Origin of the sequence: Sphingomonas sp. PP-F2F-A104-K0414, assembly GCF_004340945.1 — a bacterium.
GTDB lineage: Bacteria > Pseudomonadota > Alphaproteobacteria > Sphingomonadales > Sphingomonadaceae > Sphingomonas.
In genome coordinates this window covers 34,191-60,690 of the sequence record NZ_SLYD01000007.1, presented here as the reverse complement: position 1 = coordinate 60,690, position 26,500 = coordinate 34,191, and the positions used below count along the sequence as shown (strand labels likewise).

The 26,500-nt window shown below is 65.3% G+C and carries 24 protein-coding genes and 2 tRNA genes; 9 read left to right on the top strand and 17 right to left on the bottom strand.

Features of this window, described 5'->3' with window-relative positions; all coding sequences use genetic code 11:
- Positions 1-753: 753 nt before the first annotated feature.
- The 7 genes from C8J46_RS16410 to lon form a co-directional block, all read right to left on the bottom strand.
- Positions 754-2,217 (bottom strand): efflux transporter outer membrane subunit, encoded by a 1,464-nt coding sequence (locus tag C8J46_RS16410; RefSeq protein WP_132741468.1) that lies wholly within the window; start codon positions 2,215-2,217, stop codon positions 754-756.
- On the bottom strand, positions 2,217-3,836 hold the full coding sequence (locus C8J46_RS16405) for a DHA2 family efflux MFS transporter permease subunit (protein ID WP_132741466.1): 1,620 nt from the start codon (positions 3,834-3,836) through the stop codon (positions 2,217-2,219). The genes C8J46_RS16410 and C8J46_RS16405 overlap by 1 nt, the downstream gene beginning before the upstream one ends.
- A 1-nt stretch (position 3,837) precedes the next feature.
- Entirely contained in the window at positions 3,838-5,019 is a 1,182-nt protein-coding gene (locus C8J46_RS16400) for an HlyD family secretion protein (RefSeq protein ID WP_132741464.1), read from the bottom strand.
- Entirely contained in the window at positions 5,016-5,654 is a 639-nt protein-coding gene (locus C8J46_RS16395) for a CerR family C-terminal domain-containing protein (RefSeq protein WP_132741462.1), read from the bottom strand. Before C8J46_RS16395 ends, C8J46_RS16400 begins: the two co-directional genes overlap by 4 nt.
- A gap of 282 nt (positions 5,655-5,936) precedes the next feature.
- Positions 5,937-6,011, bottom strand: a tRNA-Val gene (locus C8J46_RS16390).
- A 209-nt stretch (positions 6,012-6,220) separates the two neighbouring features.
- A complete protein-coding gene (locus C8J46_RS16385; RefSeq protein WP_056048186.1) occupies positions 6,221-6,493 on the bottom strand; it encodes an HU family DNA-binding protein in 273 nt (90 codons plus the stop codon).
- Positions 6,494-6,621: 128 nt separating this feature from the next.
- Positions 6,622-9,015, bottom strand: a complete 2,394-nt coding sequence (gene lon / locus C8J46_RS16380) for an endopeptidase La (RefSeq protein WP_132741460.1) — start codon at positions 9,013-9,015, stop codon at positions 6,622-6,624.
- 250 nt (positions 9,016-9,265) lie between these two features.
- Here lon and C8J46_RS16375 point away from each other — a divergent pair, with 250 nt between their 5' ends.
- The 3 genes from C8J46_RS16375 to C8J46_RS16365 are packed head-to-tail and all read left to right on the top strand — an operon-like array spanning position 9,266 to position 11,687.
- Positions 9,266-10,990, top strand: a complete 1,725-nt coding sequence (locus C8J46_RS16375; protein WP_132741458.1) for a M1 family metallopeptidase — start codon at positions 9,266-9,268, stop codon at positions 10,988-10,990.
- A gap of 59 nt (positions 10,991-11,049) precedes the next feature.
- Complete coding sequence (locus tag C8J46_RS16370; RefSeq protein ID WP_243643454.1) at positions 11,050-11,304, top strand: hypothetical protein; 255 nt, start codon at positions 11,050-11,052, stop codon at positions 11,302-11,304.
- Positions 11,301-11,687, top strand: a complete 387-nt coding sequence (locus C8J46_RS16365) for a c-type cytochrome (RefSeq protein ID WP_132741456.1) — start codon at positions 11,301-11,303, stop codon at positions 11,685-11,687. The genes C8J46_RS16370 and C8J46_RS16365 overlap by 4 nt, the downstream gene beginning before the upstream one ends.
- A gap of 2 nt (positions 11,688-11,689) precedes the next feature.
- Here the strand turns inward: C8J46_RS16365 and C8J46_RS16360 are convergent, their stop codons facing one another.
- Positions 11,690-12,814 carry an ionic transporter y4hA gene (locus C8J46_RS16360; protein ID WP_132741454.1) on the bottom strand — a complete coding sequence of 375 codons (1,125 nt, stop codon included), beginning with the start codon at positions 12,812-12,814 and terminating at the stop codon, positions 11,690-11,692.
- A gap of 100 nt (positions 12,815-12,914) precedes the next feature.
- Between C8J46_RS16360 and C8J46_RS16355 the strand changes: the two genes are divergently transcribed.
- Positions 12,915-13,367, top strand: a complete 453-nt coding sequence (locus tag C8J46_RS16355; protein WP_132741452.1) for a hypothetical protein — start codon at positions 12,915-12,917, stop codon at positions 13,365-13,367.
- Positions 13,368-13,683: 316 nt separating this feature from the next.
- Here C8J46_RS16355 and clpX read toward each other — a convergent pair whose 3' ends face one another.
- From clpX to C8J46_RS16330, 5 genes are all read right to left on the bottom strand, one after another.
- The gene (gene clpX, locus C8J46_RS16350) at positions 13,684-14,949 is read right to left on the bottom strand and encodes an ATP-dependent Clp protease ATP-binding subunit ClpX (protein WP_056048170.1); all 1,266 of its coding nucleotides are present in this window, start codon (positions 14,947-14,949) and stop codon (positions 13,684-13,686) included.
- Between the two features lie 134 nt (positions 14,950-15,083).
- On the bottom strand, positions 15,084-15,773 hold the full coding sequence (locus tag C8J46_RS16345; protein WP_056048165.1) for an ATP-dependent Clp protease proteolytic subunit: 690 nt from the start codon (positions 15,771-15,773) through the stop codon (positions 15,084-15,086).
- Positions 15,774-16,006: 233 nt separating this feature from the next.
- Positions 16,007-16,933, bottom strand: coding sequence for a glycosyltransferase family 2 protein (locus tag C8J46_RS16340; protein ID WP_132741450.1), 927 nt, complete (start codon positions 16,931-16,933; stop codon positions 16,007-16,009).
- Positions 16,934-17,256: 323 nt separating this feature from the next.
- Entirely contained in the window at positions 17,257-18,912 is a 1,656-nt protein-coding gene (tig, locus tag C8J46_RS16335; protein ID WP_132741448.1) for a trigger factor, read from the bottom strand.
- Between the two features lie 70 nt (positions 18,913-18,982).
- Positions 18,983-19,067: transfer RNA gene (locus C8J46_RS16330), tRNA-Leu, on the bottom strand.
- Between the two features lie 148 nt (positions 19,068-19,215).
- Between C8J46_RS16330 and C8J46_RS20925 the strand changes: the two genes are divergently transcribed.
- Both C8J46_RS20925 and C8J46_RS16325 read left to right on the top strand, forming a co-directional pair.
- A complete protein-coding gene (locus tag C8J46_RS20925) occupies positions 19,216-19,371 on the top strand; it encodes a hypothetical protein (protein ID WP_165886596.1) in 156 nt (51 codons plus the stop codon).
- A gap of 2 nt (positions 19,372-19,373) precedes the next feature.
- On the top strand, positions 19,374-19,592 hold the full coding sequence (locus C8J46_RS16325; protein WP_132741446.1) for a hypothetical protein: 219 nt from the start codon (positions 19,374-19,376) through the stop codon (positions 19,590-19,592).
- 3 nt (positions 19,593-19,595) lie between these two features.
- Here the strand turns inward: C8J46_RS16325 and C8J46_RS16320 are convergent, their stop codons facing one another.
- A complete protein-coding gene (locus tag C8J46_RS16320) occupies positions 19,596-20,225 on the bottom strand; it encodes a hypothetical protein (protein ID WP_132741444.1) in 630 nt (209 codons plus the stop codon).
- 280 nt (positions 20,226-20,505) lie between these two features.
- Here C8J46_RS16320 and C8J46_RS16315 point away from each other — a divergent pair, with 280 nt between their 5' ends.
- On the top strand, positions 20,506-21,036 hold the full coding sequence (locus C8J46_RS16315) for a TIGR02281 family clan AA aspartic protease (RefSeq protein WP_243643453.1): 531 nt from the start codon (positions 20,506-20,508) through the stop codon (positions 21,034-21,036).
- A gap of 341 nt (positions 21,037-21,377) precedes the next feature.
- On the opposite strand, the gene gatB is transcribed toward C8J46_RS16315, so the two are convergent.
- Genes gatB through gatC form a run of 3 tightly spaced genes read right to left on the bottom strand, consistent with a single transcriptional unit; the run spans position 21,378 to position 24,647 of the window.
- Positions 21,378-22,859 (bottom strand): Asp-tRNA(Asn)/Glu-tRNA(Gln) amidotransferase subunit GatB, encoded by a 1,482-nt coding sequence (gatB, locus tag C8J46_RS16310; protein ID WP_132741442.1) that lies wholly within the window; start codon positions 22,857-22,859, stop codon positions 21,378-21,380.
- A gap of 1 nt (position 22,860) precedes the next feature.
- Positions 22,861-24,345 (bottom strand): Asp-tRNA(Asn)/Glu-tRNA(Gln) amidotransferase subunit GatA, encoded by a 1,485-nt coding sequence (gene gatA, locus C8J46_RS16305; RefSeq protein WP_132741440.1) that lies wholly within the window; start codon positions 24,343-24,345, stop codon positions 22,861-22,863.
- Positions 24,345-24,647 (bottom strand): Asp-tRNA(Asn)/Glu-tRNA(Gln) amidotransferase subunit GatC, encoded by a 303-nt coding sequence (gene gatC, locus C8J46_RS16300; protein WP_056048145.1) that lies wholly within the window; start codon positions 24,645-24,647, stop codon positions 24,345-24,347. Before gatC ends, gatA begins: the two co-directional genes overlap by 1 nt.
- A gap of 245 nt (positions 24,648-24,892) precedes the next feature.
- Here gatC and C8J46_RS16295 point away from each other — a divergent pair, with 245 nt between their 5' ends.
- Together C8J46_RS16295 and ruvX are read left to right on the top strand one after the other, a co-directional pair.
- Positions 24,893-25,999, top strand: coding sequence for a DUF3089 domain-containing protein (locus C8J46_RS16295; RefSeq protein WP_132741438.1), 1,107 nt, complete (start codon positions 24,893-24,895; stop codon positions 25,997-25,999).
- Positions 25,996-26,463, top strand: coding sequence for a Holliday junction resolvase RuvX (gene ruvX, locus C8J46_RS16290; RefSeq protein ID WP_060524389.1), 468 nt, complete (start codon positions 25,996-25,998; stop codon positions 26,461-26,463). Before C8J46_RS16295 ends, ruvX begins: the two co-directional genes overlap by 4 nt.
- The last annotated feature ends 37 nt before the right edge of the window (positions 26,464-26,500 follow it).

Genomic DNA, 26,500 nt, shown 5'->3' with positions numbered 1-26,500 from the left:
CGTCATCCCAGCGAAGGCTGGGATATCCCCGTGAGGCCCACGTCGCCCACCACGAGGGATATCCCAGCGTTCGCTGGGATGACGTGTTTTGGCGGATGGGTGTGATGGCGGATGACGGAAAGCGCGATATCTTCGCCTACCGTCGCCATCTTCATCTGCCATCGCCGGCCTTCGCTGGCCTTCGCTGGCCTTCGCTGGGACGACGCGTATTGGCGGACGACGAAGCGTCGATCATGTTCCCAGCCGTCATTCCAGCGAAAGCTGGAATATCCCGATTTGGCGAGCGTCGCGCATTACGAGAGATACCCCAGCTTTCGCTGGGGTGACGGGTATGGCGGATGGGTGTGTCGGCGGATGATGGCAGGCGATACTTTTGCCTTGCCGTCATTCCAGCGAAAGCTGGAATATCCCGGTTTGGCGAGGGTCACCCACCACGAGAAATACCCCAGCTTTCGCTGGGATGACGGATATTGGGGGCGTGACGGGCCCAGACGCGTGTCGGAAGGCGGACGCGTGGCGCGCGAATGCCATTCGAGCATCGTCCCAGAACGCAAAAAGGCGGGGCGACCGTGATGGTCGCCCCGTAGTTCAGGGAGAAGACCGGGACAGGGGAGACCCGGTCAAGTCGCCGTCCACAGGGGGAGAGGGAGCGGCGACACACACCCTTTCGTCCCGATATGTTGCAGCGATATGTCGGAATCGACGTGACGATAATTTAATCCGGGGATCGCAGCATGCACCCAGACGGTGGCGCTACTCCGCCTGCTCCCACCCGCCACCGAGCGCCTTGAACAACGCCACCGTCAGCTGCCGCAACTGCGCGTCGCTAGCCACCAGCTGCTCCCGGGCGGCCAGCACGTCGGTCTGCGCATCCAGCAGCGTATTCTGCGCCACGAACCCGGTCCGGTACTGCGACTCCGCCGCCTTCGCACTGCTCTGTGCATCGACGATCGCCCGTTGCAACGCCGCGTTCCGACGGCGCTCTGCAGCGATCTGCGCCAGCGGATCCTCGACGTCGCGCAAAGCCTGCAACACGGTCGAGCGATAGCGCAGATACGCCTGCTCGCGGTCTTCCTTGCGCGACTTGACGGTCGACTTGCGCCGGCCCCAGTCGAGCAGCGGGAACTGCGCCGCGCCACTCGCGGTCAGCTGGAGACTGTCGCCTGAGAACAGATTGCCGAGCGCGGTCGAGATGAGCTGGCTCATGCCGGTCAGGCTGAACTTCGGATACATATCCGCCACCGCGACACCGATATCCGCGGTCGAAGCCGCCAGATCGCGTTCGGCGGCACGGATATCGGGACGCCGCCGCAACAGCTCGGAGGGCAGGCCAGCCGGAATTGACGGCACGCCGAGCGGTGCGACCGACGGCGCGGCGAGTTCGGTCATCAGCGTCGCGGGTGGCTCGCCCAGCAGGATCGCCAAGGCATGCATCCGAACATCCACATCGGCGCGGACCGGTTCGGCGCGCGCTTGCGTCGACGTGATCGAAGCACGCTGGCGGGTGACGTCGATCGGCGGGACGAGGCCGACCTTGGCGATGTTGCCCGCGATCGTCAGCGCGCGCTGCTGGTTGGCGATCTCGCCCTCGATCGCGGCGAGCTGCGCCTGGTCGAGGCGGAGAGCGAAATACGCCTGAGCGACTTCCGCGGCCAAAGTCACCGCCGCATCACGCTTCGACCAGACTGCCGCTTCGGTCCGCGCCCGCGCGCCCTCGGTGCTGCGCCGGACACCACCGAACAGGTCGAGCTCCCAGCTTGCGTCGAACCCGACCGAGTACGTCGTGATCCCGCTACCGGGCAGCGCGATGCCGCCGGTCGAGCCGGTACCGCCTGCCCCCGTGCCGCCGCTGAACGCGCGCGCGATCGACGAGAGGCCGGCATTCTTGCTGAACTCGATATGGCTCGGGCTGGCGCTCGCGTTGACGCTCGGCAACCCTTGCGAGCGTGCGACGATCTCCTGCAACCGCGCCTGTCGCACGCGCGAGGCGGCGATCGCGATGTCGGGATTGCCCTTCAGCGCGCGTTCGACCAGCCCGTCCAGTTGCGGATCGCCGAACGCCGACCACCAGCGCGCCGGATCGACCGTCGTACCGACGGTAGCCTGCGGACCGACGAACGCCGGCGGCACTGCCATCTCGGGGGCGACGTAATTCGGGCCGACGGTGCACCCCGCGAGCAGGGCTGCGACCGCAACCACCATGAACCGCGCACGCATCAATGCATCCCTCCCGAGGGGGCGCCGCCGGTCTTGCCGGAGCGCATGAATAGAACCAGTGGCGCGACGACCAGCACGACCACCATCATCGCGCGGAACACGTCGAGGAACGCGAGCATCGTCGCCTGCCGCTGCATCTGGCTGTAGAGCACGGCCAGCGGCGTAGTCGACGGATCGCCCTGCCCCGCAAACGCGCCGGCCGCCTTCTGCATCCAGTCGTTATAGTTCGGATCGAGCGGATTGAGTGTCTGCGTCAGTTCCGACTGATGCCGCTGCAACCCACCGGCAAGTTGCGTTTGCGCGAAGCAGATGCCGATCGTCCCGCCAAGATTACGCGCGACGTTGAGCAGGCTCGATGCCTGCGCGGTCTGCGTCTGCTTGAGCCCGACATAGGCGATCGCGTTGATCGGGACGAACAGGAACGGCAGCGCCATCGCCTGGAACAGCCGCGCGAACGCCGCGTCGGAGAACGCGATGTCGGCGGACAGATGGCTCATGTTCCACAGCGCGAACGCCTGGACGAGCAGCGCCGGGAACAGCAGGAAGCGGACATCGACCAGCCCGCTCAACCGCCCCGCGAACGGCACCATGACCAGCGTCGCCAAACCGCCCGCGGTCAGCGCGAGGCCGGCGTCGAGCGAGCTGTAGCCGAGCACCTGTTGCAGCATCTGCGGTATTAGCTGCGTGGTGCCGAACAGGATCATGCCGGTGACGCCCATCACGCCGATCGTCAGCGCGAAGTTGCGGTTCTTCAGCAGCTTGAGGTCGATCACCGGGTCCTTGTGGTTCAGCTCCCAGATCACGAGCGTGACCAGCGACACCGCGGCGATGATCGCCGACATGACGATGAACCCACTCGAAAACCAATCCTCGCGCTCGCCGCGATCGAAGGTAAGTTCGAGGAAGCCGAGCCCGAGCGCCACCAGCGCGACGCCGACATAGTCGATCGTCAGGCCGTTCTTGAACCGCTCGTCGCGGTCCTTCTTCACCTGGTCGGGCTCGTCGACGAAGGTCTCGACCAGGAACCATGCGGCGATGCCGACCGGCACGTTGATCAGGAACACCCAGTGCCAGCTCGAATATTCGACGATGTAGCCGCCCAGCGTCGGCCCGAGCACGGGGCCGACGACGACGACGATCGCGAACGCGGCGAACGCCATCCCGCGTTGTTTCGGCGGGAAGGTGTCGGCGAGGATCGACTGTTCGACCGGCGCCAATCCGCCGCCGCCGATGCCTTGCAACACGCGTGCGACGACCAGCGTACCGATGTTCGGCGCGAGGCCACAGAGCAGCGAGGCGAGCGTGAACAGCGCGATCGACAGCAGAAAATAGCGCTTCCGGCCGATCGCGTCCGACAGCCAGCCCGAGATCGGGATGACGATCGCGTTGGCGACGAGGTAGCTGGTCAGCACCCACGTCGCCTGATCGGTGGTGATCGACAGCCCGCCCGAGATATGATCGAGCGCGACGTTCGCGATCGAGGTGTCGAGCACCTCCATGAAGGTCGGGATCGAGATGATCGCGACGATCAGCCACGGGCTGTACTTGCCCGCCGCCGACCGGCTTGGCGACCAGACATGACCGCCGCCCGCATCAGCTTTCGCGGGAGCTTTCGCCACCTCAGCGGACCTTGACGGTCGGCACCACCGACATGCCGGGGCCGATCGGATAGCGCTTCGGATCGGGACCGTTCTTCGCGTCGAACACGATCCGCACCGGGACGCGCTGGACCACCTTCACATAGTTGCCGGTGGCATTCTGCGGGGGCAGCAAGGCGAACGCCTGGCCCGCGCCGCGCTGGATCGAGTCGACATGACCCTTGAAGTCGACGCCGGGATACGCATCGACATGGATGTCGACGGGCTGGCCGATCTTCATCAGCGTAAGCTGCGTTTCCTTGAAGTTCGCCGTCACCCACATCTGGTCGGGGACGATCGCCATGAGCTGCGTGCCGGGCGCGACGTACGAGCCGATATTGACCGAGCGGTTGACGACCTGCCCCGCGACCGGCGCAGTCAGGCGGAGATCGCTGATGCTGACATTGGCCTGATCGACCAGCGCGCGCTTGGCGTCGATCACCGACCTGGCGGCGCCGACCTGTTTACGCGCGACCGCGATCTGCGCGGTGGCGGTGTCGATCTGCTCGCGCGCGGCGGCGGCATCGGCAGCGGTCTGGCGCGCGGTCGAGCGCGCCTGATCGAGCTGTTGACCGGCGACCGCGCTCGGATCGAGTCGCAGCAACGCCTCGTAGCGCGCGAGATCCTGCTGGGCCTTCACCGCAGCCGCCATCGGCACGCGGGCTTGAGCCGCAGCCTGCTGGCGTTGCGCCTCGGCGGCGGTGACCTGCGCCTGCGCCTGCGCGAACTGTGCGCGGGCCTGCGATTCGTTCGCCTGCGCCTCGGCGACCTGCGCATCGCGCCCCGACGCCTTGATGACCGCGAGCAGGCGGCCCGCTTCGACGTGGCGGTTGTCGATATCTGCGACCTGCACCAGCGTACCCGCGACCTGGGGCGCGAGGCGGACGATGTGCGTGTCGACGAACGCGTCGTCGGTCGATTCGAACTGCCGCGCGTGCAGCCAGTAGAGCACGCCGCCGATGATCAGCCCGCCGACGACGATGACGAGGATGATCCAGAAGAGCGGCTTCTTGAAGACCGACGGCTTCTTGTCGTCGCCGTCGTCCTTTTCGTCGTCAGACTCGTCCTGCTGGTCGGTATCGGACTGCTGGTCCTCGCCGTTCGGATCGGACTTGCGATCCTCATCATCGTGGTTGGCGTCGGAGTGGTTCGTCTGGTCGGTCATGCCTGGCCCTGTTCTTCAGCACGCATCGAATCGAGAATAGCGTCGATATTGGCGTCGATACGCGCCTTGATATCGAGGATGTCGTTGGGTTCGAGCACATCGCGCTCGAGCAGTTTCAGGCAGGTCGCGCGGTTCGCCCGCAGCGTGATGACCTGCCCCATCAAGGTGATCGTCGCGATCCTGCCGGTGCGAATCTCGGCGCAACCGGTGGCGATGCAAACCAAGTCGCTGAGCCTGCGCACCATCTGACCCATCACGCCGCCATAGATGCGCTCGAACGCCTCGCCCGGCTTCATCTGTTCGCGCAGCACGAACAGCGTCCAGTCGGCGCTCTCGTTGCTGGCCATCTTGTCCGCGAGTCGGCCGAAGATGCGGTGAATCTGGGCGCGCGCTTCGCCGATGTCGTCCGCCGCGAGTTCGTGCGACAGCTCGGACGGGTCGCCCATCACCGCGGACATGCGTTCGGCGATCCGGTCGGCGGCGGCGAGGTACAAGCCCTCCTTGCCGCCGTAGTGATAGGTGATCGACGACATCGCGGTGCCAGCCGCAGCGGCGATCCCACGCGTGCTCGCCCCTTCCAGCCCCTTGGTGCCGAATTCGCTGATTGCGATATCTAGGAGTCGGGACTGGACCACGAGCGGCGTTTAGTTCGATCGAACGAACCAGCCTAATGAACAAAGCGTCATGTTGCGCGGAGGGGATGGGCGTCGTTTCGCGCCGACTTTCCGCGCGCCCCCCGTCATCCTGACGAAAGTCAGGACCCAGGGTAACGGGCGTCGCACTGCATGGCTCTGGGTCCTGACTTTCGTCAGGATGACGGAAGAGGCTTAATTATGCCTGCGACGCGATCACGATGCCACCGACGCACGCCAGAAACAGCAACGCCGGCCCCTCGTGCGAAGGAACCGGCGTAAATCTGGTGGGCGCGGCTGGGATTGAACCAGCGACCCCACCCGTGTGAAGGGTGTGCTCTACCACTGAGCTACGCGCCCGAAACTCGTTCGGAAGCGGGCCTTTAGGCAGACCCCGTCCACCTGTCCAGCTCTTTCGATGGCGCTCCCTTCGATCCTCTCCCGCGAGGGGGAGGTGGCGCCGAAGGCGACGGAGGGGGAGGACACGGAGCAGAGGTCGTCTCCAACCTCCCCCTCCGTCTGGCAAGGGCCAGCCACCTCCCCCTGCCGGGGGAGAATCGAAGGCGTCCTTAGTTGACCGCGTCCTTGAGGCCCTTGCCGGCCTTGAACTTCGGCTGGGTCGAGGCCTTGATCGTCATCGGCTCGCCGGTCCGGGGATTGCGGCCGGTGGACGCCTTGCGCTTCGAGATCGAGAACGTGCCGAAACCGACCAGGCGAACCTCGTCGCCCTTCTTCAACGATGCCTCGATCGCGTCGAACACCGCCTCGACGGCCTTGACCGCGTCGGCCTTAACCAGCCCGGACGTGTCGGCAACCGTCGCGATCAGCTCCTGCTTGTTCATATAATCCCCCGGAAAAAACTCGAATCAGCCACGATGGACTCGCGACCGCGCTCAGCGCGCAATAATGCGGCGGCTCCGTCTGCTGTCAAACGAAACCGCCGCATCATCGCGTACGATCCAAACATGGATCAGTGGTGAAGGCCACCCCCGACCGGTGCGATCGGTGCCGGCGGCAGTGCCGCCAACTCATCCGCATCGGTCCACTCGATCGCTTCGAGCGGCTCGGTCAGCGCCAGACGAAGCACCTCGTCGACATGCGAAACGGGGATGATCTTCAGCCCCGCCTTGATGTTCGCCGGGATCTCCGCGAGGTCCTTCTCATTCTCCGCCGGGATCAGCACCGTCTCGATCCCGCCACGAAGCGCGGCAAGCAGCTTCTCCTTGAGGCCACCAATCGGCAGCACGCGGCCGCGCAGCGTAACCTCGCCGGTCATCGCCACCTCGCGCCGGATCGGCACGCCGGTCAGCGTCGAGACGATCGACGTGACCATGCCGATCCCCGCCGACGGGCCATCCTTCGGCACCGCGCCTTCGGGCAGATGGATATGGATATCCTTCCGCGCGAACAGGCTCGGCTTGATCCCGTAGCTCGGTGCGCGCGCCTTGACGAAGCTGAACGCGGTCTCGATCGACTCCTTCATCACGTCGCCGAGCTTGCCGGTAAGCTTCGCCTGGCCCTTGCCCGCGACCGTCACGCTCTCGATCGTCAGCAGCTCGCCACCGACCTCGGTCCAGGCGAGCCCGGTGACCGCACCGATCTGGTTCTCGGTCTCGCCGAGCCCGTGGCGATACTTCTGCACACCCGCGTACTCGCCGATGTTCTCGGGCGTGATAGTGACGCTGGTCGTCTTGTTCTCGAGGATCTGGCGCAGCGCCTTGCGGCACAGCTTGGCGATCTCGCGCTCGAGCGTACGCACGCCGGCCTCACGCGTGTACTGCTGGATGAGCGTGCGAAGCCCTTCCTGCGTCAGCGTGAACTCACCCGGCTTCAGACCGTGCGCCTCGATCTGCTTCTCGACCAGATGACGCTCGGCAATCTCGACCTTCTCGTCCTCGGTATAGCCCTCCAGACGAATGATCTCCATGCGGTCGAGCAGCGCCTGTGGCAGGTTCAGCGAGTTCGCCGTGCACACGAACATCACGTCCGACAGGTCGATATCGACCTCCAGATAATGATCCTGGAACTTGCCGTTCTGCTCCGGGTCGAGGACCTCGAGCAGCGCCGATGCCGGATCGCCGCGGAAATCCTGACCGAGCTTGTCGATCTCGTCGAGCAGGAACAGCGGGTTCGACGTGCCGGCTTTTTTGAGATTGGTCACGATCTTGCCCGGCAGCGAGCCGATATACGTGCGGCGATGCCCGCGGATCTCGGCTTCGTCACGCACGCCGCCGAGCGACTGGCGGATGAACTCGCGCCCGGTCGCCTTGGCGATCGACTTGCCGAGCGAAGTTTTGCCGACGCCCGGAGGGCCGACGAGGCACAGGATCGGCCCCTTCAGCTTGTTGGTGCGCGCCTGCACGGCGAGATACTCGACGATCCGGTCCTTGACCTTCTCGAGCGCATAATGATCCTCGTCCAGCGTCACCTGCGCGGCGGCGATGTCCTTCTTGATCTTCGACTTCTTGCCCCAGGGAAGCCCGAGCAGCACGTCGAGATAATTGCGCACGACGGTCGCCTCGGCGCTCATCGGTGCCATCGTCTTGAGCTTCTTCAGCTCGGCAGTCGCCTTGCCACGCGCTTCCTTGCTCATCTTGAGCGTCGCGATCTTCTGCGTCAGCTCGGCGATCTCGTCGCCTTCGCCTTCATCGCCCTCGTTGCCGAGCTCGCGCTGGATCGCCTTCAGCTGTTCGTTGAGGTAATATTCGCGCTGCGTCTTCTCCATCTGGCGCTTGACGCGGCTCTTGATCTTCTTCTCGACCTGCAGGACGCCCAGCTCGCCCTCCATCGCGACCATCGCCATTTCTAGCCGCTTCGACGGGTTGGTCTCGATCAGCATCGCCTGCTTCTCGGCAACCTTGATCGCGATGTTGGCGACGACCGCGTCGGACAGCTTCGACGCGTCCTCGATCTCCGACATCTGGACCGCAGTCTCGGAGGCGAGCTTGCGGTTGAGCTTGGCGTAGTTCTCGAACTGGTCCACGACCGAGCGCATCAGTGCGGTGACCTCAGCGCCCTCGACCTCGGCATCGGCAACCGTTTCGACCGTCGCGGTCAGGAAATCGCCGGACTCGTCCAGCGTCTCCAGCGTCGCGCGCTGCTTGCCCTCGACCAGCACGCGAACGGTGCCATCGGGGAGCTTCAGCAGCTGCAACACGGTCGCGGTGACGCCCATCGAATACAGGTCGTCGCGTGCGGGATCGTCCTCTGCGGGATCGACCTGCGCGACGAGATAGATCTCCTTGTCCGCCGCCATCGCCGCTTCGAGCGCGGCAACGGACTTATCGCGGCCGACGAACAGCGGCACGATCATGTGCGGGAACACGACGATGTCGCGAAGGGGAAGGACGGGGTACTGGGTCATGAACGCTCCGGTGGGTGCCTGCATGGGGGCATAGTCTGTAGCTTATATGGTGAGGATGAAGCGTCCATCAATTGGTTGGCGGTGGTTAGGGGTTTTCGCGCGTTGCCCAAGCGCCAGCCGGGCTCCTGCGAGCGCAGGAGTCCAGGGTATCGAGCGGCGGCATTCGTGATTCTGGGTTCCTGCGTTCGCAGGAGGACCGGAGGTGCCGGATCGCACTTGTATGCAAGCCGCCCAGGCGCGAGAACGCGGCATGATCTCGCGTTTTCTTCTCGCCGCCAGCGCCACCGCGCTCCTTGCCGCCGCCCCGCTTCCCAAGAAGGGCGAACCGGCGATCACCGCGCAGACGCAGCGGTCCGGGGGCGTACTGACACCCGAGCAGACCGCACTCCAGTTCGACAGCGCGGACCTTGCGTTCGAGGTGTTGCCCGAGACCGAGAGCCTGAACGGCGTGGCAACGTTGGTCTTCACCGCGAAAGCCCCCCTCACCCGCCTGCCGATCGACCTCGACCGCAACCTGCCGGTCAGCGCGATCACGATCGATGGCGTGCCGCTCGCCCCCTCGGCATGGAGCAATCCCGAGGGTCGGCTGACGATCACGCTGCCAAAGCCCGTCCCCGCTGGCGGGAAGGTCACCGCGAAGATCACCTATGGCGGCACGCCGCACGTCGCAGTGAAGGCGCCGTGGGACGACGGGATGGTCTGGTCGAAGACGCCCGACGGCCGGACTTGGTTCGCAACCACCGCGGAAGGCTATGGCTGCGACCTGTTCTGGCCATGCCTCGATTTCCCGACCGGCGAGCCTGCGCTGGTGACGCTGCACATCACCGTGCCGAAGGGGCTGAAAGCGCCCTCGAACGGCGTGCTGCTGGGCGTCGATACGCTGGCGGACGGCCGGACGACGTGGAACTGGCGCGCCAAGCATCCCAACACCTACGGCATCGCGCTGAACGTCGGGCCGTATGAGGAGATCAGCGGCACCTACAAGAGCCGCTACGGCAACAGCATCCCGATGTATTACTGGTACCTGCCGGGCGAGAAACCGCAGGCGGAGAAGCTGTTCGCCGAGTTCGCGCCGACGCTCGATTTCTTCGAAAGCATGATCGGCCCCTACCCGTTCGGCGACGAGAAGCTCGGCGTGGTCGAGACGCCGCATAAGGGCATGGAGCACCAGACGATCAACGCCTACGGCAACGGCTATGAGAAGGCGCCGGAGGGGTTCGACTGGCTGTTCCAGCACGAGTTCGCACATGAGTGGTTCGGCAACCAGCTGACGGCGGCAAACTGGGACGATTACTGGCTGCATGAGGGGTATGGCACGTACATGCAGCCGCTCTATGGCCAGTGGCGCGAGGGCCGTGCGCGCTATGCCGCGATGATGCAGGGCGAACGTACCTCGATCATGAACCGCAAGCCGATCACGCAGCAGCGCGTCACCACCGAGGAGGAGGTGTACGAGCTCGACAAGGGCGGCGCGGGGCAGGACATCTATTACAAGGGGTCGTGGATGCTTCACACGCTGCGAGGGCTGATCGGCGACAAGGCGTTCTTCGATGTGACGCGGCTGGCGGTTTACGGGCGCGCGGATCCCAAGCCGGGCAATTTCGCGCCGCGGTTCGGGTCGACGAAGGAGTATGAGACGCTCGTCAGGAAGGTGACGGGGAAGGACTATAAATGGTTCTTTGACGTGTATTTGCGGCAAGCGGCGCTGCCCGAACTGGTCGAGATGCGGACGGAAAGTACACTGTCGCTAGCTTGGAAAGTGCCGGGTAATGGCCCCTTCCCGCTGCCGGTGCAGGTGCAGGTCGATGGGAAGACGCGAGTGTTGCCGATGACGGGCGGGAGGGCGACCTTGTCCGTACCAGCCGGCGCGCACGTCGTGATCGATCCGGACGCGCTGGTCCTCCGGCGTAGCGTCGCGCTCGAAGATGTGGCCGCCTGGAAAGCCGCGCAAGCTGCGAAGGCCAAGGCCCAATGAGCGACTCGTCCGAGTTCCTTCGCGAAGGCGGGGGCCCAGGATCCCAAGAGACGACGCCCGTGGCTCCTGGACTCCTGCGTGCGCAGGATAACATCTGGGGGTCGCGCGCGGCGGAGATGGCGGCGATCTTCATGGTCGGCGACGGCTTGATCGGGCTCCTCCAACCCCGCCGCCACGTCGATCTCTGGAAGGACAATGCGCTTGGCACCGAGAAACTGGTGCAGCCGTTCGTCGACCGGCCCGGCCGCCGTCGCCTCTACGCCGTCGTGCAGATCGCCGCCGGCCTCGCCTTGGCTACACGCCAGAAGCGATGACCCTGCCGCGGTGGCCCCTGCTGGCGCTGGCGCTCGCCGGCTGCGGTTCGAGCCCCGACGCCGGCACGACCAGCCAGATCGCCAGCGGCGAACGCGTCTTCCGTCGCTGCACTGCCTGCCACACGATCGGGCAATATGCGGGCGATACCGATGGGCCGAACCTCTACGCGGTCATGGGCAACCCGATCGGCGAGCGGCGCCCGCGCTTCTCCTATACCGCCGGGCTGAAAGCACTCGGCGGCAACTGGGATGCAAAGCGCATGGACGCCTGGCTCACCAACCCGCGCAAGATGGTGCCCGGCACGACGATGGCGTTCGCAGGCCTTCCCGACCCCAAGGACCGCGCCGACGTCATCGCCTATCTCTCGACGCAAGGCCCCTGAGTTTACGGCACGACCGTCGTGAACAGGTAGGCTGCGAAGATCACGAGGTGGACGACACCCTGCAACACCGTCGTCCGCCCCGTGCCGAGCGACAGCGTCGCTACGAACAATGACAGAGCCAACAGCGTCATGCTCTTCGCGTCGATGCCGAGCGCGAGTGGCAGGTCGAGCACCAGCGACACGATCGCCACGCTCGGGATCGTCAGCCCGATCGTCGCCAATGCCGAGCCGAGCGCGAGGTTGAGGCTGGTCTGCAACCGGTTGCGCCGCGCCGACTTGTAGGCAGCAAGACTTTCAGGCGCGAGCACCAGCGCCGCGATCACCACGCCGACCACGGTAAGCGGCAGGCCGGCACCGAGCACCGCCGCCTCGATTGTCGGCGACAGCGTCTTCGCGAGCAGAACCACTGAGACAAGCGCCACCAGCAGCGCGGCGAAGGCGATGCCCGTTGCGCGGCCCGACGGCGGCGCGGCGTGGTCGTCCTTGTCGTCGGTCGACGGCAGGAAATAATCGCGGTGTCGCACCGTCTGCACCAGCACGAACGTGCCGTAGAGGATCAGCGATACGACCGCGACGAACATCAACTGAGATGGGGCGTAGGTCGGGCCCTGCGTCGACGAGGTGTAGTTCGGCAGGATTAGCGACAGCACCGCCATCGCCGCAAGCACGCCAAGCGCTGCGGTCATGCCCTTTAGCGTGAACCGCTGCTCATGATGCCGTACCGCGCCCGCGAGCAGGCATATCCCGATGATGAAATTGAGGATGATCATGATCGCCGCGAACACCGTGTCGCGCGCTAGCGTGGTGGCGTCGCCGGCGTTGGAGAGCATCAACGAGACGATCAGCGAAACCTCGATCACGGTGACCGCAATCGCGAGGACGAGAGTGCCGAACGGCTCACCGACCTTGTGCGCGATCACTTCGGCGTGATGGACGGCGGCGAGCACGCTGCCGATCAGGACGATGACTGCCGCCGCGGTGCCGAGCGTGCCCATCTTGGCAAGGCCGACGAGGACAGCGAGCAGTCCTAGGCCCGGCGCGATCAGCGTCCAGATCGGCAGCGCCAGGCGGTCCGGCATCGTCTCCACCACGTGTTCACTCGGTCGGTCGGCCACTTCGATCGTCATGCATGCTCCCTCGTTCCACTTGGATAACGAATGCGCGAGGGCGGATAAGGGTCCGAGTCGGGGCGATTGCGGGGCGGTGAGGATCGGGTAGGTTGCGGCGATGCTGGCTTCCAATCTCCGCGCAACGCTCGTCATGACCGTCGATGCGATGCGGTATGCTCGAGACCCGTGGTGGGTCATTTCCAGCGCGGCGGTGGCGCTTCACGGGGTGGTACCGATCGAGGTCGGTGACGTCGATGTGCTGATGAGCGTGGGCGATGCTCGGCGAATGATGCACAGGCTTGGCGTCGTGCCGATCGAGGATGGCGCGAGTTCGCTGTTCCGATCAACGTTGTTCGGGCGGTGGAAGACGCCGCCTTTGGTCGTCGAGATCATGGCGGGGTTTCATGTTGCGACGGGCGCGGGTTGGACGGAGGTGCTGCCTCGGACGCGCGTACCTGTCCTCGCCGAAGGGTCTGTCGTTTATGTGCCTGACCGGGCGGAATTGACCGAGATGCTCAGGCTGTTCGGACGTCCAAAGGATTTGGAACGCGTTCGGCTTTTGACCTCATAGATTTAGCACCCGAGCCGTCCGCGCTGTTTCTACGGCGCAGTCGCCGTGGGGCGTTTTCCAATTCCAGTTGGGAGAGGGTGAGACGTCGGAGACCGCGGTGGGTCAGGACGCGACGGTTGATACGGATGCGCTGCCCTACCCTTCCCCGTCATCCTGACGAAAGTCAGGATCCAGGGTTACGGCGGGCTGATCCTCGTGGTTCTGGATCCTGACTTTCGTCAGGATGACGGACGGGGGTTTTCGCGCGTATGCCCCAAATAAAAAAAGGGCGCCGATCGCTCGACGCCCTTTCCCGTATTCCCAAACCAATCAGCGCTTAAGCTGCGTCGCCAGTCTTCTTCTTCTCCGCATAGACGCGGATCGGTTCCTTGCGGCCTTCGATCACGTCCTTGTCGATCATCACCTCGTCGACGCCGTCCATGCCGGGCAGGTCGAACATCGTGTCGAGCAGGATGCTCTCGAGGATCGAGCGAAGCCCGCGCGCGCCGGTCTTGCGTTCGATGCCCTTCTTGGCGACCGACACCAGCGCATCGTCGGTAAAGCCGAGCGCGACGTCCTCCATCTCGAACAGCTTCTGGTACTGCTTGACCAGCGCGTTCTTCGGCTCCTTGAGGATCTTCACCAGCGCGTCGACATCGAGATCCTCGAGCGTCGCGATCACCGGCAGACGGCCGACGAACTCGGGGATCAGCCCGAACTTCAGCAGATCCTCGGGCTCGACCGACTTCAGCGTCTCACCCGTCTTGCGCTCGTCCGGCCCGGCGACATACGCGCCGAAACCGATCGACTTGCCCTGCAGACGATCGCCGATGATCTTCTCGAGACCCGAGAACGCACCGCCGCAGATGAACAGGATGTTGGTCGTATCCACCTGCAGAAATTCCTGCTGCGGATGTTTCCGCCCGCCCTGCGGAGGAACCGACGCCGTCGTCCCTTCCATCAGCTTGAGCAACGCCTGCTGCACGCCCTCGCCCGACACGTCGCGCGTGATCGAGGGGTTCTCCGCCTTGCGCGAAATCTTGTCGATCTCGTCGATGTAGACGATCCCGCGCTGCGCCCGCTCGACGTTATAGTCCGACGCCTGGAGCAGCTTGAGGATGATGTTCTCGACATCCTCGCCGACGTATCCCGCTTCGGTCAGCGTCGTCGCATCGGCCATCGTGAACGGCACGTCGAGAATGCGCGCGAGCGTCTGCGCGAGCAGCGTCTTGCCGCAACCGGTCGGCCCGACGAGCAGGATGTTCGACTTGGACAGCTCGACATCGGCACCCTTGGCGCCGTGGTTGAGCCGCTTGTAATGATTGTGCACCGCCACCGACAGCACGCGCTTGGCGCGCTTCTGGCCGATCACGTAATCGTCGAGGACGTCGCAGATCTCCTGCGGAGTCGGCACGCCGCCGTCCTTCTTGGACACCAGCGCAGACTTCGTCTCCTCACGGATGATGTCGTTGCATAGCTCGACGCACTCGTCGCAGATGAAGACCGTCGGCCCGGCGATCAACTTGCGGACCTCGTGCTGCGACTTCCCGCAGAACGAGCAATAGAGGGTGCTCTTCGAGTCGCCACCGCTCAGCTTCGTCATTCAATCACCTCTCGCGCATGTCGGTGCACGTGCCGTTTCCGGGGCCGCTACCGTAACGCACCCCGGAGTTCCTACAATCAAATAAACCGGCGGGGTTTACGATTCACCCCATGCCCGTCTCGTTCAAGCGGGTATCAGGCAGGCTTAGGCGCATCCTCGGATACCGCCGGACGCTTGTCGAACACCTCGTCGATCAGCCCGAAATCCTTCGCTTCGTTCGCTTCGAGGAACGTATCGCGGTCCATCCGGCGCTCGATCTCTTCGATCGGCTGACCGGTGTACTGCGAATACAGCTCGTTCATGCGCTTGCGGATGCGCAGGATCTCGCGCGCCTGGATCTCGATGTCGCTGGCCATGCCCTGTGCACCACCCGATGGCTGATGGATCATGATGCGCGCGTTGGTCATCGCGACGCGCATGCCGGGCTCACCGCTCGCGAGCAGGAAGCTGCCCATCGACGCGGCCTGGCCGATGCAGACGGTGCCGACGCGCGGACGGATGTACCGCATCGTGTCGTGGATCGCCATGCCCGCCGTGACGACACCGCCCGGCGAGTTGATGTACATGAAGATGTCCTTCTTCGGGTTCTCGGACTCGAGGAAGAGCAACTGCGCGGTGATCAGCGAGGCCATGCCGTCCTCGACGCCACCGGTTACGAAGATGATGCGTTCGCGGAGCAAGCGCGAGAAGATGTCGAACGAACGCTCGCCGCGGTTCGACTGCTCGATGACGATGGGAACCAGGCCTGCTTGCGTCTGCTGCAGGCCGAGCCCGGCGCTGGCCAACGGGCTCGCGAAATCGCCGGTCTCGAACGGATTGTGCATGGAAATCTCTCTTATGCCCCAGTGAACCGCTAACATCGGCGGTCCGGGAGGGGAGTTCAAGCCCTTCGCTCCTTGGCGCGAGGACAGCTTCCCCTCGCCCCTTCGGGGAGAGGGAGGGGCCCGCACGCACTTGCGGGTGGGAGGGTGAGGGGCGGTTGGGATCCGCCAACCTCCCCTCACCCTACCGTCGCCAAAGCGGCTCCTCCTTCCCTCTCCCCGACGGGGCGAGGGAGTCAGATGCCTGGGGCCGGGTAGGCCAGGTAGGCGAGGCGGCGGACTTCGCGGCGGCCGCGGACAACCGTGTCCAGGATCAGGCCGGTGAAGACGTTCAGCGCGGCGAAGATGCCGAGGCCGGTGATCAGGATCGCGGTCGGGAAGCGTGGGACCTGATGGATCTCGATGTACGTCAGCACCAGCGGTATGCCGAGGGTCAGCGCTAGCAGGCCGAACACGCTGCCGATCGCGCCGAAGAACCACAGTGGCCGCTCGATGCGGTAGAGCGTCATGATCGTGCGGACGATGCGCCAGCCATCGCCATAGGTGCTGAGCTTCGATTCGGAGCCTTCGGGGCGCGCGTAATAGGGCGTCTCGACCTCGCCGATCGGCATTTTCAGCTCGAGTGCGTGGACGCTGATCTCGGTTTCGATCTCGAACCCGGCCGACAGCGACGGGAAGCTCTTCACGAACCGGCGCGAGAACACGCGGTAGCCCGACAGGATGTCGGTAAAGCTGCGGCCGAATAGCCGAGCGAGCATGCCGGTGAGGAGCGCGTTGCCGAAGCGGTGACCGCGACGATAGCTTTCCTGGACCTGGCTGATCCGCGAGCCGACGACCATGTCGAGCTGCTCGTCGAGCACGCGCTTTACCAGATCCGGTGCGGAGGCGGCGTCATAGGTCGCGTCGCCATCGGCCATCACGTAGATGTCGGCGTCGATGTCGGCGAACATGCGGCGAACGACCGCGCCCTTGCCCTGGATGCGCTCGGTCCGGACGACGGCACCGGCGGCGCGCGCGACCTCGATCGTGCGGTCCGCGCTGTTGTTGTCGTAGACGTAGATGGTCGCGCTGGGCAGCGCGGCGCGGAAACCCGCGATCGTCTGCGCGATCGCGGCGTCCTCATTGTAGCAGGGGAGGAGGACGGCGATTCGAGGTTCGGTCATGCCCTGCCCTACGGAGTTGAAAGACGACATCGGAGATCGAGCAGCGGTCGAAACGTCAGTCAACGCATCATCCCAAAACGCACTTCCCCGGCGCAGGCCAGGGCCCAGTTAGGGAAGGTCCATAACGGAGCTTTGCGCGCCGTTACAGCTACCTTTCCAACTGGGCCCCGGCCTCCGCCGGGGAAGTGGTATTATAAGCACCGACTCTACCCAATCCGTCACCCCGGACTAGTTCCGGGGTCCACCGTTCCGCACACTTATCGGCTTGAGAGGGTGCGGAACGGTGGATGCCGGAACGAGCCCGGCATGACGGAGGGAAGGCATTACGCCTCGGTCTTGGTTGCGGCCTTCTTGGCAGCTGGCTTCTTCGCGGCCGGCTTCTTCGCCGGTGCGTCTGCGCCTTCGGTGCCCTCGGCGTTCTCGGCAGCAACCGGCGACGATTCCGTCACGGCCGTCTCTGCTTCGACGGGAGCCGCCTTCTTCTTTGCAGCTGCCTTCTTCGCAGGCTTGGCCTCGTCCGCTGCGTCCGAAGCCGGTGCTTCTTCCGTCACAGCCTCGTCCGAAGTTGGCTTGGCCTTCTTGGCTGCGGCCTTCTTCTTCGGCTTGTGGTTGTCGTGGTCATGCGTGTGCGTACCGCTGGCGAACCCGTCCTCGCTCTCGATCGCGGCCTCAAGCTCCTCGCGCGTCGCTTCGCGGTCGGTAATCTCGGCCTTCTCGAACAGGAAGTCGACGACCTTGTCCTCATACAGCGGCGCGCGCAGCTGGGCGGCCGCCATCGGCTCCTGCTGGATGTACTGCATGAACTGCTGGCGCTGCTCGGCCGGATACTGCTGCGCCGCCTGCGCGAGCAGACGCTGCATTTCCTGGTTGGAAACCTCGACGCCGTTCGCCTGGCCGATTTCCGACAGGAGCAGGCCGAGGCGCACGCGACGCTCGGCGATCTTGCGGTAATCGTCGCGCTCGCCTTCCATCTCGGCCATCGCGGCCTCGGGGTCGGCTTCGTGCGTGGCTTCGTGCTGGAGCTGCGACCAGATCTGGTTGAACTCGGCTTCGACCATCGAAGGCGGAACCTCGAAGTCATGACCCTCGGCGAGCTGGTCGAGCAGCTTGCGCTTCATGTGCGTGCGCGTGAGACCGTTATGCTCCTGCTCGATCTGACCCTTAAGCAGGCCCGTGAGCTGCTCCAGGCTCTCGAGACCCAGCGACTTGGCCAGATCCTCGTCGATCTTGCTCTCGCCCGCGGTCTTCACCGACTTGACGGTGATGTCGAACGTCGCCGGCTGGCCTGCGAGCGACTTCTCCTGATACTCCTCGGGGAAGGTCACGTTCAGGACCTTGTCGTCGCCGGTCTTCACGCCGACGAGCTGGTCCTCGAAGCCGGGGATCAGACGCCCCGCGCCGAGCTCGACGCCCATGTCGGTGCCGGTGCCGCCCTCGAACGCGACGCCGTCGGTGGTCTTGCCGACGAAATCGACGGTGACGAGGTCGCCCATCTTGGCGACGTAGTCGTCGGCCGCGTCGTCCCACTTCTTCTGCTGGTCGGCGAACTTCTGGAGCTGCTCGGTGACCGCGTCGTCGGCGACGGGCACGGTCAGGCGCTCGAGCTTGATGCCGTCGATTGCGGGCGCGGGGACCTGCGGGAGGACCTCCATCTCGACCTTGACCACGGCGTCCTTGCCGATGTCATAGCCGTCTTCCAGCTCGACCGAAGGCTGCATCGCGGGGCGAAGCTGCTTCTCGGCGACGAGCGTCTGGACGCCCTCCTGGATCGCAGCGTTGACCGCGTCCTGAGTCAGCGCGGGGCCATGCATCTTGCGGATGAGGTTCGCCGGCACCTTGCCCGGACGGAAGCCCGGCATCTTCATCTGCGGCGCGAGGCGCTTCAGCTCGACATCGACCTTGGCATCGATATCCTTCGCGGTGATGGTGAGCGTGTAGGCGCGCTTGAGGCCCTCGTTCAACGTCTCGACAGTCTGCATGTCCGGCCTTTGTCTAAAAGAGCATTCGGGATAAATTCGTGTTGGCTGTCGCCCCGCCCGAGCGGCGGAGTGGTGCGGGCGAAGGGACTCGAACCCCCACATCTTGCGATGGCAGGACCTAAACCTGCTGCGTCTACCAGTTCCGCCACGCCCGCACAGGACATCGCCGTAGCGGGCGCGTCTATACCAACGTTGCACGTCGGGGCAAGCACGCAAGGCAACTACCAGGAAACTCGGGCAGGAAACTCGGGCAGGAAACCCGGGGCGACTGCACGCGTTGATGCGGCTGAAGGAGAGAGCATCATGGCTACCCAACCCCCCGCAGAATTCCCCACCCCGAGCCAGCCGGCGCAGCCGACCACGCCGCCACCCGAGTTCAACCCACCCGCGCCGGACGTCGATTATCCCGATCCGGGCGCGCCCTCGACCGATCCCGCGCCAGTGCAGCCGGAGTTTTGAGCATGGCTGATCCGCATTCCGGTACGAACCCCGAAACGCTGCCCGAAGACCGTGACGAGGACACGCGGAGCGATATCGAACAGGCGGTCGAATCGCGCTCTGACGCGGTCGAGCGCGGCGAAGGCGGCGACGAGCCCGAGACGTTTACCGACAGCGGCCTGCCCGACGGCGTCGGCGGCACCGGTGGCGTGACCAAGAACCAGGGCGGCGACGCGCAGTAAGCGTCAAGACTTCGGCAGATGGCGGTCGGTGCGATAAGCGTCGACCGCCATCAGCAGGCCGGATATTTCCGCTGTCGTGAGTAGCAAAGAGCGTTCGGCACCGGTTTGCGCCATAAGCTTGAAGCGCCACGCAGTACTCTGATCGCTCACGTAAAGCGTTGAATTGATCTTGAGCAGCGCCGCATCGATCGGGAACCCGACAGTTTCCGAGCGGGGACAGGCAAAGCCCCTCGCGCACGATGCCCGTACGCGCGCAATCCTCTGCGTGGCGATCGATCGTGGCCCGGTCGGCGTCGCGTAATTCACCGCCTGCCAATCTGCCCAACCATAATCGCGATACCGTACCGTCGCGTAGACCTGATACGCGGTCCGGCCCGAGCGCTTGTCGATGAACGCGCGGAGAAAGACATCGTCGGACGCTATCCCCAGCAATGGCTTACGCTTGGCAAAGCCGTCCGCGGTCGTGATGGTCGCGATCGTGTCCAGATCATCGTCGTGAAGCGTCGTTCGCGCCTGGAACTGCGCGGGTGTCATGGCTGCAGGGCGTCGCTCGTCGTCGGACTCACTCCTGCCCGACGCGTGTCCAGACGCGAGCGTCAGGATCGCGACCGTCAATGCCCACCTGTTCGCCATGCGCCGCCCCCCGGCCATAAAGGAGCGCCTCACAAAGGGCGTATGCAAGCCGCGGGGACGGCAATCTGACCGGTTTCGGATCGGTCCCATGCCACAGACTTAGTTCGCCTGCTTCGGTCAGCACCGATACACATTGTCGCAGCTAGTCTAAGACGTTGCTATTACCACTGTTTAGGACCCGTCGATCTTCCCGCTTCCCAACCCTGGCCAGCCCCACACGCTCTACCTCGCGCTCGGCATAGTCGTCGTCGTCCTCGTCGTCGCGCGGCGCATTCCGATCGTGCGGACGCTGGTGAACATCGGCATGACGCTCGTGCTGGTCGGCTTGCTGTTCGTCGCGGTCGATCAGCGGCGTCAGTTCGATCCCTATGTCGGCAAGATCGCCCGGTTCCTGAAGATCGAGGATCAGCAGGTGGTCGGCGGCGAGGTCCGCATCCGCATGTCGCCGGACGGCCATTTCTGGGCGCGGGCGACGATCGACGGGGTGAGCCAGCGGTTGCTGATCGACAGCGGGGCGACGATCACCGCGATCTCGGACAAAACGGCGGGGGCGGCCGGGATCGAGGCGCGGGTCGGCGTTGTGCCGATCGTGTTGCAGACCGCCAATGGGTCTATCGCGGCGAAGACGGGGACGATCGCGAGCTTGCGCCTCGGCGCGATCGTCGCGCGGGACTTGCAGGTCGTGGTGTCGCCCGCGTTCGGCGAGACCAACGTGCTGGGGATGAACTTCCTGTCGCGGCTGGCCTCGTGGCGCGTGGAGGAGAACACGCTGATCCTCGTGCCGCATCATCCGCAGAAGGTGGATGCGTAACGCCCCGCCATGCCTTCGCACTTGCGCCCGTTTTCGCTCCGAACCCACCTTACCAAACTACCGCCACCCCGGCGGAGGCCGGGGCCCAGTTGGAAAGGTCGCAGTAACGTAGCACCGCGACCAGTTAGCAACGTCCCCCAAACTGGGCCCCGGCCTTCGCCGGGGTGGGGCGTGTTGGAAACGGGCGAACTAAACTTCTGCTAGTTCCCTCGCGAACGCGGGGGCCCAGGAATCCAACAGCGCTACGCTTAGTTACCCTGGGCTCCCGCCTTCGCGGGAGAACGGACAAAGGCGGGAGATCGGTAGGTGGGGCAGACAGAGAGAGCGCGAAAGCCGCCAGCTTACGAAGCCACCGACTCCCCAAGCGCCTTCTTCAACACCTCGTTAACAACGGCAGGGTTAGCCTTCCCCCCCATAGCCTTCATCGTCTGGCCCACGAAGAACCCGAACAGCTTGTCCTTGCCGCCACGATAATCGGCAACCTTATCCGCATTCGCCGCCATCACCTCGGCGATCACCGCCTCGATCGCCCCGGTGTCGCTGGTCTGCTTCAACCCGCGATCCTCAACCACCTTCGCCGCGCCGTCCCCGGTCTCGAGCATCACCTCGAACACCTGCTTGGCAAGGCTGCCCGACAGCGTGCCATCCGCGATCAGCCCCAGCAGCTCCGCCGCCTGCGCCGGCGACACCGGCGAATTCTCGATGTCCTTGCCAGTCCGGTTGAGCGCACCGAACAACTCCGACGTCGTCCAGTTCGCCGCCGCCGCCGGCTTCACACCCGCATCGAGCAACGCATCGAACCACCGCGCCGCCTCGACCTCGGCGGTCAGTACCGTCGCCTGATACGCGGTGATCCCCAGCGCCTCGTACCGTGCCCGCTTGGCATCCGGCAGCTCGGGCAGCGAAGCCCGGCACTCGGCCAGGAACGCATCGTCGAGCACCAGCGGCAACAGGTCCGGATCGGGGAAGTAGCGATAATCATGCGCGTCTTCCTTCGACCGCATCGAGCGCGTCTCGTTGCGATCGGGATCGTAGAGCCGCGTTTCCTGCTGGATCTTACCGCCGGCCTCGAGCACCTCGACCTGACGCTTGGCCTCCTGCTCGACCACCGCCATCACGAAGCGCACCGAATTGACGTTCTTCGTCTCGGTCCGCGTGCCGAGCTCGTCGCCGGGCTTGCGCACGCTGACGTTGACGTCGGCGCGCATCGAGCCCTCTTCCATGTTGCCGTCGCACGACCCGACATAGCGCAGGATCGATCGCAGCTTCCGCAGGTAAGCCCCTGTTTCCGCTGGCGAAGCTAGATCTGGCTTCGACACGATCTCCATCAGCGCAACGCCCGACCGGTTGAGATCGACGTACGACTGGGTCGGATGCTGGTCGTGCATCAGCTTGCCGGCATCCTGCTCGACATGGATGCGCTCGACGCCGATCCGCTTGCCCGCGGCATCGGGGTTCTTCTCGTCGAGGCTGATGTCGATCGCGCCTTCACCGACGATCGGATGATAGAGCTGGCTGATCTGATAGCCCTGCGGCAGATCGGCGTAGAAATAGTTCTTCCGGTCGAACCGCGACCATTTGTTGATCTGCGCCTCGATCGCCATGCCGGTGCGGACCGCCTGGCGGATGCACTCGCGGTTCGGCACCGGCAGCATGCCCGGCATCGCCGCGTCGACGAGGCTCACCTGCGTGTTGGGCTCCGCGCCGAACGCGGTCGCCGCGCCCGAGAAGAGCTTGGCGTTCGACGTCACCTGCGCGTGCACTTCGAGGCCGACCACGACCTCCCACTCGCCGGTTTCGCCCTGGATACGATAATCGCTCATGTTACCACCAAGCCTCTGGTCGCGCGGTAAATCCTGCTCGCTGTTCGATTGCGAGCCCTGCGTTCAGCACGCCTTGCTCGTCGAGCGGCTTGCCGATGATCTGCAGCCCGAGCGGCAGACCCTGCTTGTCGAGCCCACCCGGCACCGACATCGCCGGCAGGCCTGCGAGCGAAGACGGCACGGTGAAGACGTCGTTCAAATACATCGCAATCGGATCGGCCGACTTCTCGCCGAGCGCGAACGCCGCCGAGGGTGCGGTCGGGGTCAGGAGGACGTCGCACGTCTCCCAAGCCCGCTCGAAATCACGCGCGATCAGCGTCCGGACCTTCTGCGCCTGCGTGTAATACGCGTCGTAGAAGCCGGCCGACAGCACGTACGTGCCGATCATGATGCGCCGCTTCACCTCGGGGCCGAAGCCATCCGCACGCGTCGCGGCGTACATGTCCTGCAGGCCGGCACCGGTCGGCAGGTCGCGAATGCCATAGCGCACGCCGTCATAGCGCGCGAGGTTCGACGACGCTTCGGCGGGCGCGATGATGTAATAGGCGGGCAGCGCGTATTTGGTGTGCGGGAGCGAGACCTCGACGATCGTCGCGCCAGCATCTTTCATCCAGGCGATGCCCTGCTGCCAAAGCGCCTCGATCTCCTCGGGCATCCCGTCGACGCGATATTCCTTGGGAATACCGACGCGCAGGCCGTTGAGATTGGCGGACAAACCCGCTTCCCATTTCGGCACGTCGAGCTGCAACGAGGTGCCGTCCTTCGCGTCGAACCCGGCCATCGCCTCGAGCAGGATCGCGCAGTCGCGGACGTCGCGCGCCATCGGCCCGGCCTGGTCGAGCGACGAGGCGAACGCGATCGTCCCCCAGCGCGAGCAGCGGCCATAAGTCGGCTTGATGCCGCTGATGCCCGTGAACGCGGCGGGCTGGCGGATCGAACCGCCGGTATCGGTGCCGGTCGCGCCGGGGCATAGCCGAGCAGCCACTGCCGACGACGAACCACCCGACGAGCCGCCGGGAGCCAGCGAGGCGTTACCGCCATCGTTGCGCTTCCACGGCGAGATCACGTTGCCGAACGCCGAGGTCTCGTTCGACGAGCCCATCGCGAACTGGTCCATGTTCAGCTTGCCGAGCATCCCCGCGCCCGCGTCCCACAAATTCTGCGAGACGGTCGACTCGTAGGTCGGCGTGAAGCCTTCAAGGATGTGGCTCGCCGCGGTCGTCGTGACGCCCTTGGTGCAGAACAGGTCCTTCATGCCGATCGGCACGCCGGCCAGCGGCTTGAGCGTCTCGCCGGCTGCGCGCGCGGTGTCGGCAGCGGCGGCGGCGGCGATCGCGTGCTCGGGCGTCTCGACAAGAAACGCGTTCAACGCCTTGGCCTGGCTCACCTTTACGATGAACGCGTCGGCGACTTCGCGCGCCTTGAAGGAACCATCGCGAACGCCGTCGCGGATCCCTGCGATCCCGAGATCTGTGAGGTCGGTCATTATTCGATCACCTTCGGCACGGCGAAGAAGCCATGCTCTGCCACCGGGGCATTGGCCAAGACCTGCTCGCGGATGCCGCCGCCGGTCAGCGGGTCGGCGTTGACGACGTCGTCGCGCAGCCGCAGCGTGTTGGGGATGACGGCGGTCATCGGCTCGATACCGGTCGTGTCGACCTCTTCGAGCATCTCGATCCAGCCAAGGATGTTTCCGAGTTCCGGCGCCATGCGGGCGGCGTCCTCGTCGGTGATCGCGATGCGCGCAAGGCTCGCGATCCGCTTCACGGTTGCAGTATCTACGGACATGCGCTGCGGCTAGCACCCGGCGCGCCGGGGGCGCAACACCCTTCTAGCTCGCGGCCCTTCTTGTTCCCCCGCGGAGGCGGGGGCCCAGGATTACAGAGGATGCCGCCCGAGATCCTGGGCCCCCGCCTCCGCGGGGGAACGAGCCAGTTCCGGGCCGCCGCCGGTTTCCCCAACGAGAAGGCGCCCGTTGCAACCTTCCCCCGCTTCCGGCACGGGAGCGACACCGCCTGCACGGAAGGTCCCGCTTGGCCCGCAAGTTTCTCTATTTCGTCGCCGCGATGATCGTCCTCGCGATCGCCGCATTGCTCGCCTACCGCCTGTTCGGCACGCAGTTGATGCGCGCGGTGATGGTCCCGAGCGAGACTTTCCAGGCCCAACGCGAAGCCCCGCGCAACATTTACGCGCGAAAGATCATGTGGCTTGCCCGCCCCGACACGCCGGGCAATCCGGCGCTCTGGACGCCGCCCGGCTTCACCCCCGGCCAGCCCGGTACCGGCGCCGCGATCTTCTTCATCCACCCGACCTCGTACATCAACCGCGACCATTGGAACGCGCCGATCGACGATCCCGAGACCAACGCGCGGGCGGAACTCTTCCTCCGCGGCCAGGCGAGCGCGTTCAACGAGGCCGGCGACATCTGGGCGCCGCGCTATCGCCAGGCGACGTTCGGCGCATTCCTCACCAGCGCCGCCGAAAGCGAGCGCGCGCTGGCCTTGGCCTATAGCGACGTGTCGGCGGCGTTCGACCGGTTCCTCAAGGAAGCTGGCCCGACCCGCCCGATCATCCTTGCCGGGCATAGCCAGGGCGCGCTCCACCTCACCCGCCTGCTCCGCGACCGGATCGCCACCGACCCGAAGCTGAAGGCACGGATCGTCGCAGCCTATGTCGTCGGCTGGCCCGTCTCGCGCGCGACCGACCTGCCGCGCATGGGCCTCCCCGAATGCCGCGCCGCCGACCAGACCGGTTGCATCCTGTCGTGGGAAAGCTTTGCCGAGCCCGCAGATCCGTCGTTGATCGTCGACACCTACGACCAGACCACCGGTTTCGACGGACAGCCGCGCAAGGGCACGCCGATGGTCTGCACCAACCCGCTGACCGGCACCGCCGACGCGACCGCGTCCGCCACCGCCAACCTCGGCACATTGGTCCCCTCCACCGACCTCAAGACCGCGACGATCGCGATCGGCAGCGTCCCCGCGCGCTGCGCCGACCGCGGCTTCCTGCTGATCGGCGAAGGGCCGAACCTCGGACCGTACGTGCTGCCTGGCAACAACTACCACGTCTATGACTACAGCCTGTTCTGGGCGAACATCCGCGCCGACGCCAACCGCCGCCTGAAGGCTTTCAAATGATCACGCTCTCCGCCGCGCAGTTCCGCGACGCGCTCCCGAACGGCGGCCGGCTGATCGGTCTCGACGTCGGCACCAAGACGATCGGCACCGCGCTCTGCGACGCGGGCTGGTCGTTCGCGAGCCCCGCCCTCCTGATCCGGCGCACCAAGTTCCAGAAGGACAAGGCCGCACTTGCCGAGATCATCAAGGCGCAGGCCGTCGTCGGACTCGTCATCGGCCTGCCGATCAACCTCGACGGCAGCGAGAGCCCGCGCTCGCAATCGACGCGGGCGTTCGCGCAGAACCTCAAGGACATGGGCCTCCCGATCCTGCTCCAGGACGAGCGCTGGTCGACCGTCGCCGTCACCCGCACGCTGATCGAACAGGACGCCAGCCGCGCCAAACGGGCCGAGTTGGTCGACAAGATGGCCGCCGCCTACATCCTCCAGGGCGCGATCGATGCGCTGGTCACCGCACAGATCTAGCACGCCGTTAACCGTCCCTTGCCGGATGGCATGCGAT

What these genes read in the sequence shown, in the direction of transcription:
- C8J46_RS16375 (WP_132741458.1), top strand. Translation starts at nt 9,266, where the DNA reads ATGATCTCGCGTTTTCTTCTCGCCGCCAGCGCCACCGCGCTCCTTGCC.
- C8J46_RS16325 (WP_132741446.1), top strand. Translation starts at nt 19,374, where the DNA reads ATGGCTGATCCGCATTCCGGTACGAACCCCGAAACGCTGCCCGAAGAC.
- C8J46_RS16320 (WP_132741444.1), bottom strand. Translation starts at nt 20,225, where the DNA reads ATGGCGAACAGGTGGGCATTGACGGTCGCGATCCTGACGCTCGCGTCT.
- gatA (WP_132741440.1), bottom strand. Translation starts at nt 24,345, where the DNA reads ATGACCGACCTCACAGATCTCGGGATCGCAGGGATCCGCGACGGCGTT.
- clpX (WP_056048170.1), bottom strand. Translation starts at nt 14,949, where the DNA reads ATGACGAAGCTGAGCGGTGGCGACTCGAAGAGCACCCTCTATTGCTCG.
- C8J46_RS16345 (WP_056048165.1), bottom strand. Translation starts at nt 15,773, where the DNA reads ATGCACAATCCGTTCGAGACCGGCGATTTCGCGAGCCCGTTGGCCAGC.
- lon (WP_132741460.1), bottom strand. Translation starts at nt 9,015, where the DNA reads ATGACCCAGTACCCCGTCCTTCCCCTTCGCGACATCGTCGTGTTCCCG.
- C8J46_RS16400 (WP_132741464.1), bottom strand. Translation starts at nt 5,019, where the DNA reads ATGACCGACCAGACGAACCACTCCGACGCCAACCACGATGATGAGGAT.
- C8J46_RS16340 (WP_132741450.1), bottom strand. Translation starts at nt 16,933, where the DNA reads ATGACCGAACCTCGAATCGCCGTCCTCCTCCCCTGCTACAATGAGGAC.
- C8J46_RS16365 (WP_132741456.1), top strand. Translation starts at nt 11,301, where the DNA reads ATGACCCTGCCGCGGTGGCCCCTGCTGGCGCTGGCGCTCGCCGGCTGC.
- C8J46_RS16410 (WP_132741468.1), bottom strand. Translation starts at nt 2,217, where the DNA reads ATGCGTGCGCGGTTCATGGTGGTTGCGGTCGCAGCCCTGCTCGCGGGG.
- C8J46_RS16385 (WP_056048186.1), bottom strand. Translation starts at nt 6,493, where the DNA reads ATGAACAAGCAGGAGCTGATCGCGACGGTTGCCGACACGTCCGGGCTG.
- C8J46_RS16355 (WP_132741452.1), top strand. Translation starts at nt 12,915, where the DNA reads ATGCTGGCTTCCAATCTCCGCGCAACGCTCGTCATGACCGTCGATGCG.
- C8J46_RS20925 (WP_165886596.1), top strand. Translation starts at nt 19,216, where the DNA reads ATGGCTACCCAACCCCCCGCAGAATTCCCCACCCCGAGCCAGCCGGCG.
- ruvX (WP_060524389.1), top strand. Translation starts at nt 25,996, where the DNA reads ATGATCACGCTCTCCGCCGCGCAGTTCCGCGACGCGCTCCCGAACGGC.
- tig (WP_132741448.1), bottom strand. Translation starts at nt 18,912, where the DNA reads ATGCAGACTGTCGAGACGTTGAACGAGGGCCTCAAGCGCGCCTACACG.
- gatB (WP_132741442.1), bottom strand. Translation starts at nt 22,859, where the DNA reads ATGAGCGATTATCGTATCCAGGGCGAAACCGGCGAGTGGGAGGTCGTG.
- C8J46_RS16360 (WP_132741454.1), bottom strand. Translation starts at nt 12,814, where the DNA reads ATGACGATCGAAGTGGCCGACCGACCGAGTGAACACGTGGTGGAGACG.
- gatC (WP_056048145.1), bottom strand. Translation starts at nt 24,647, where the DNA reads ATGTCCGTAGATACTGCAACCGTGAAGCGGATCGCGAGCCTTGCGCGC.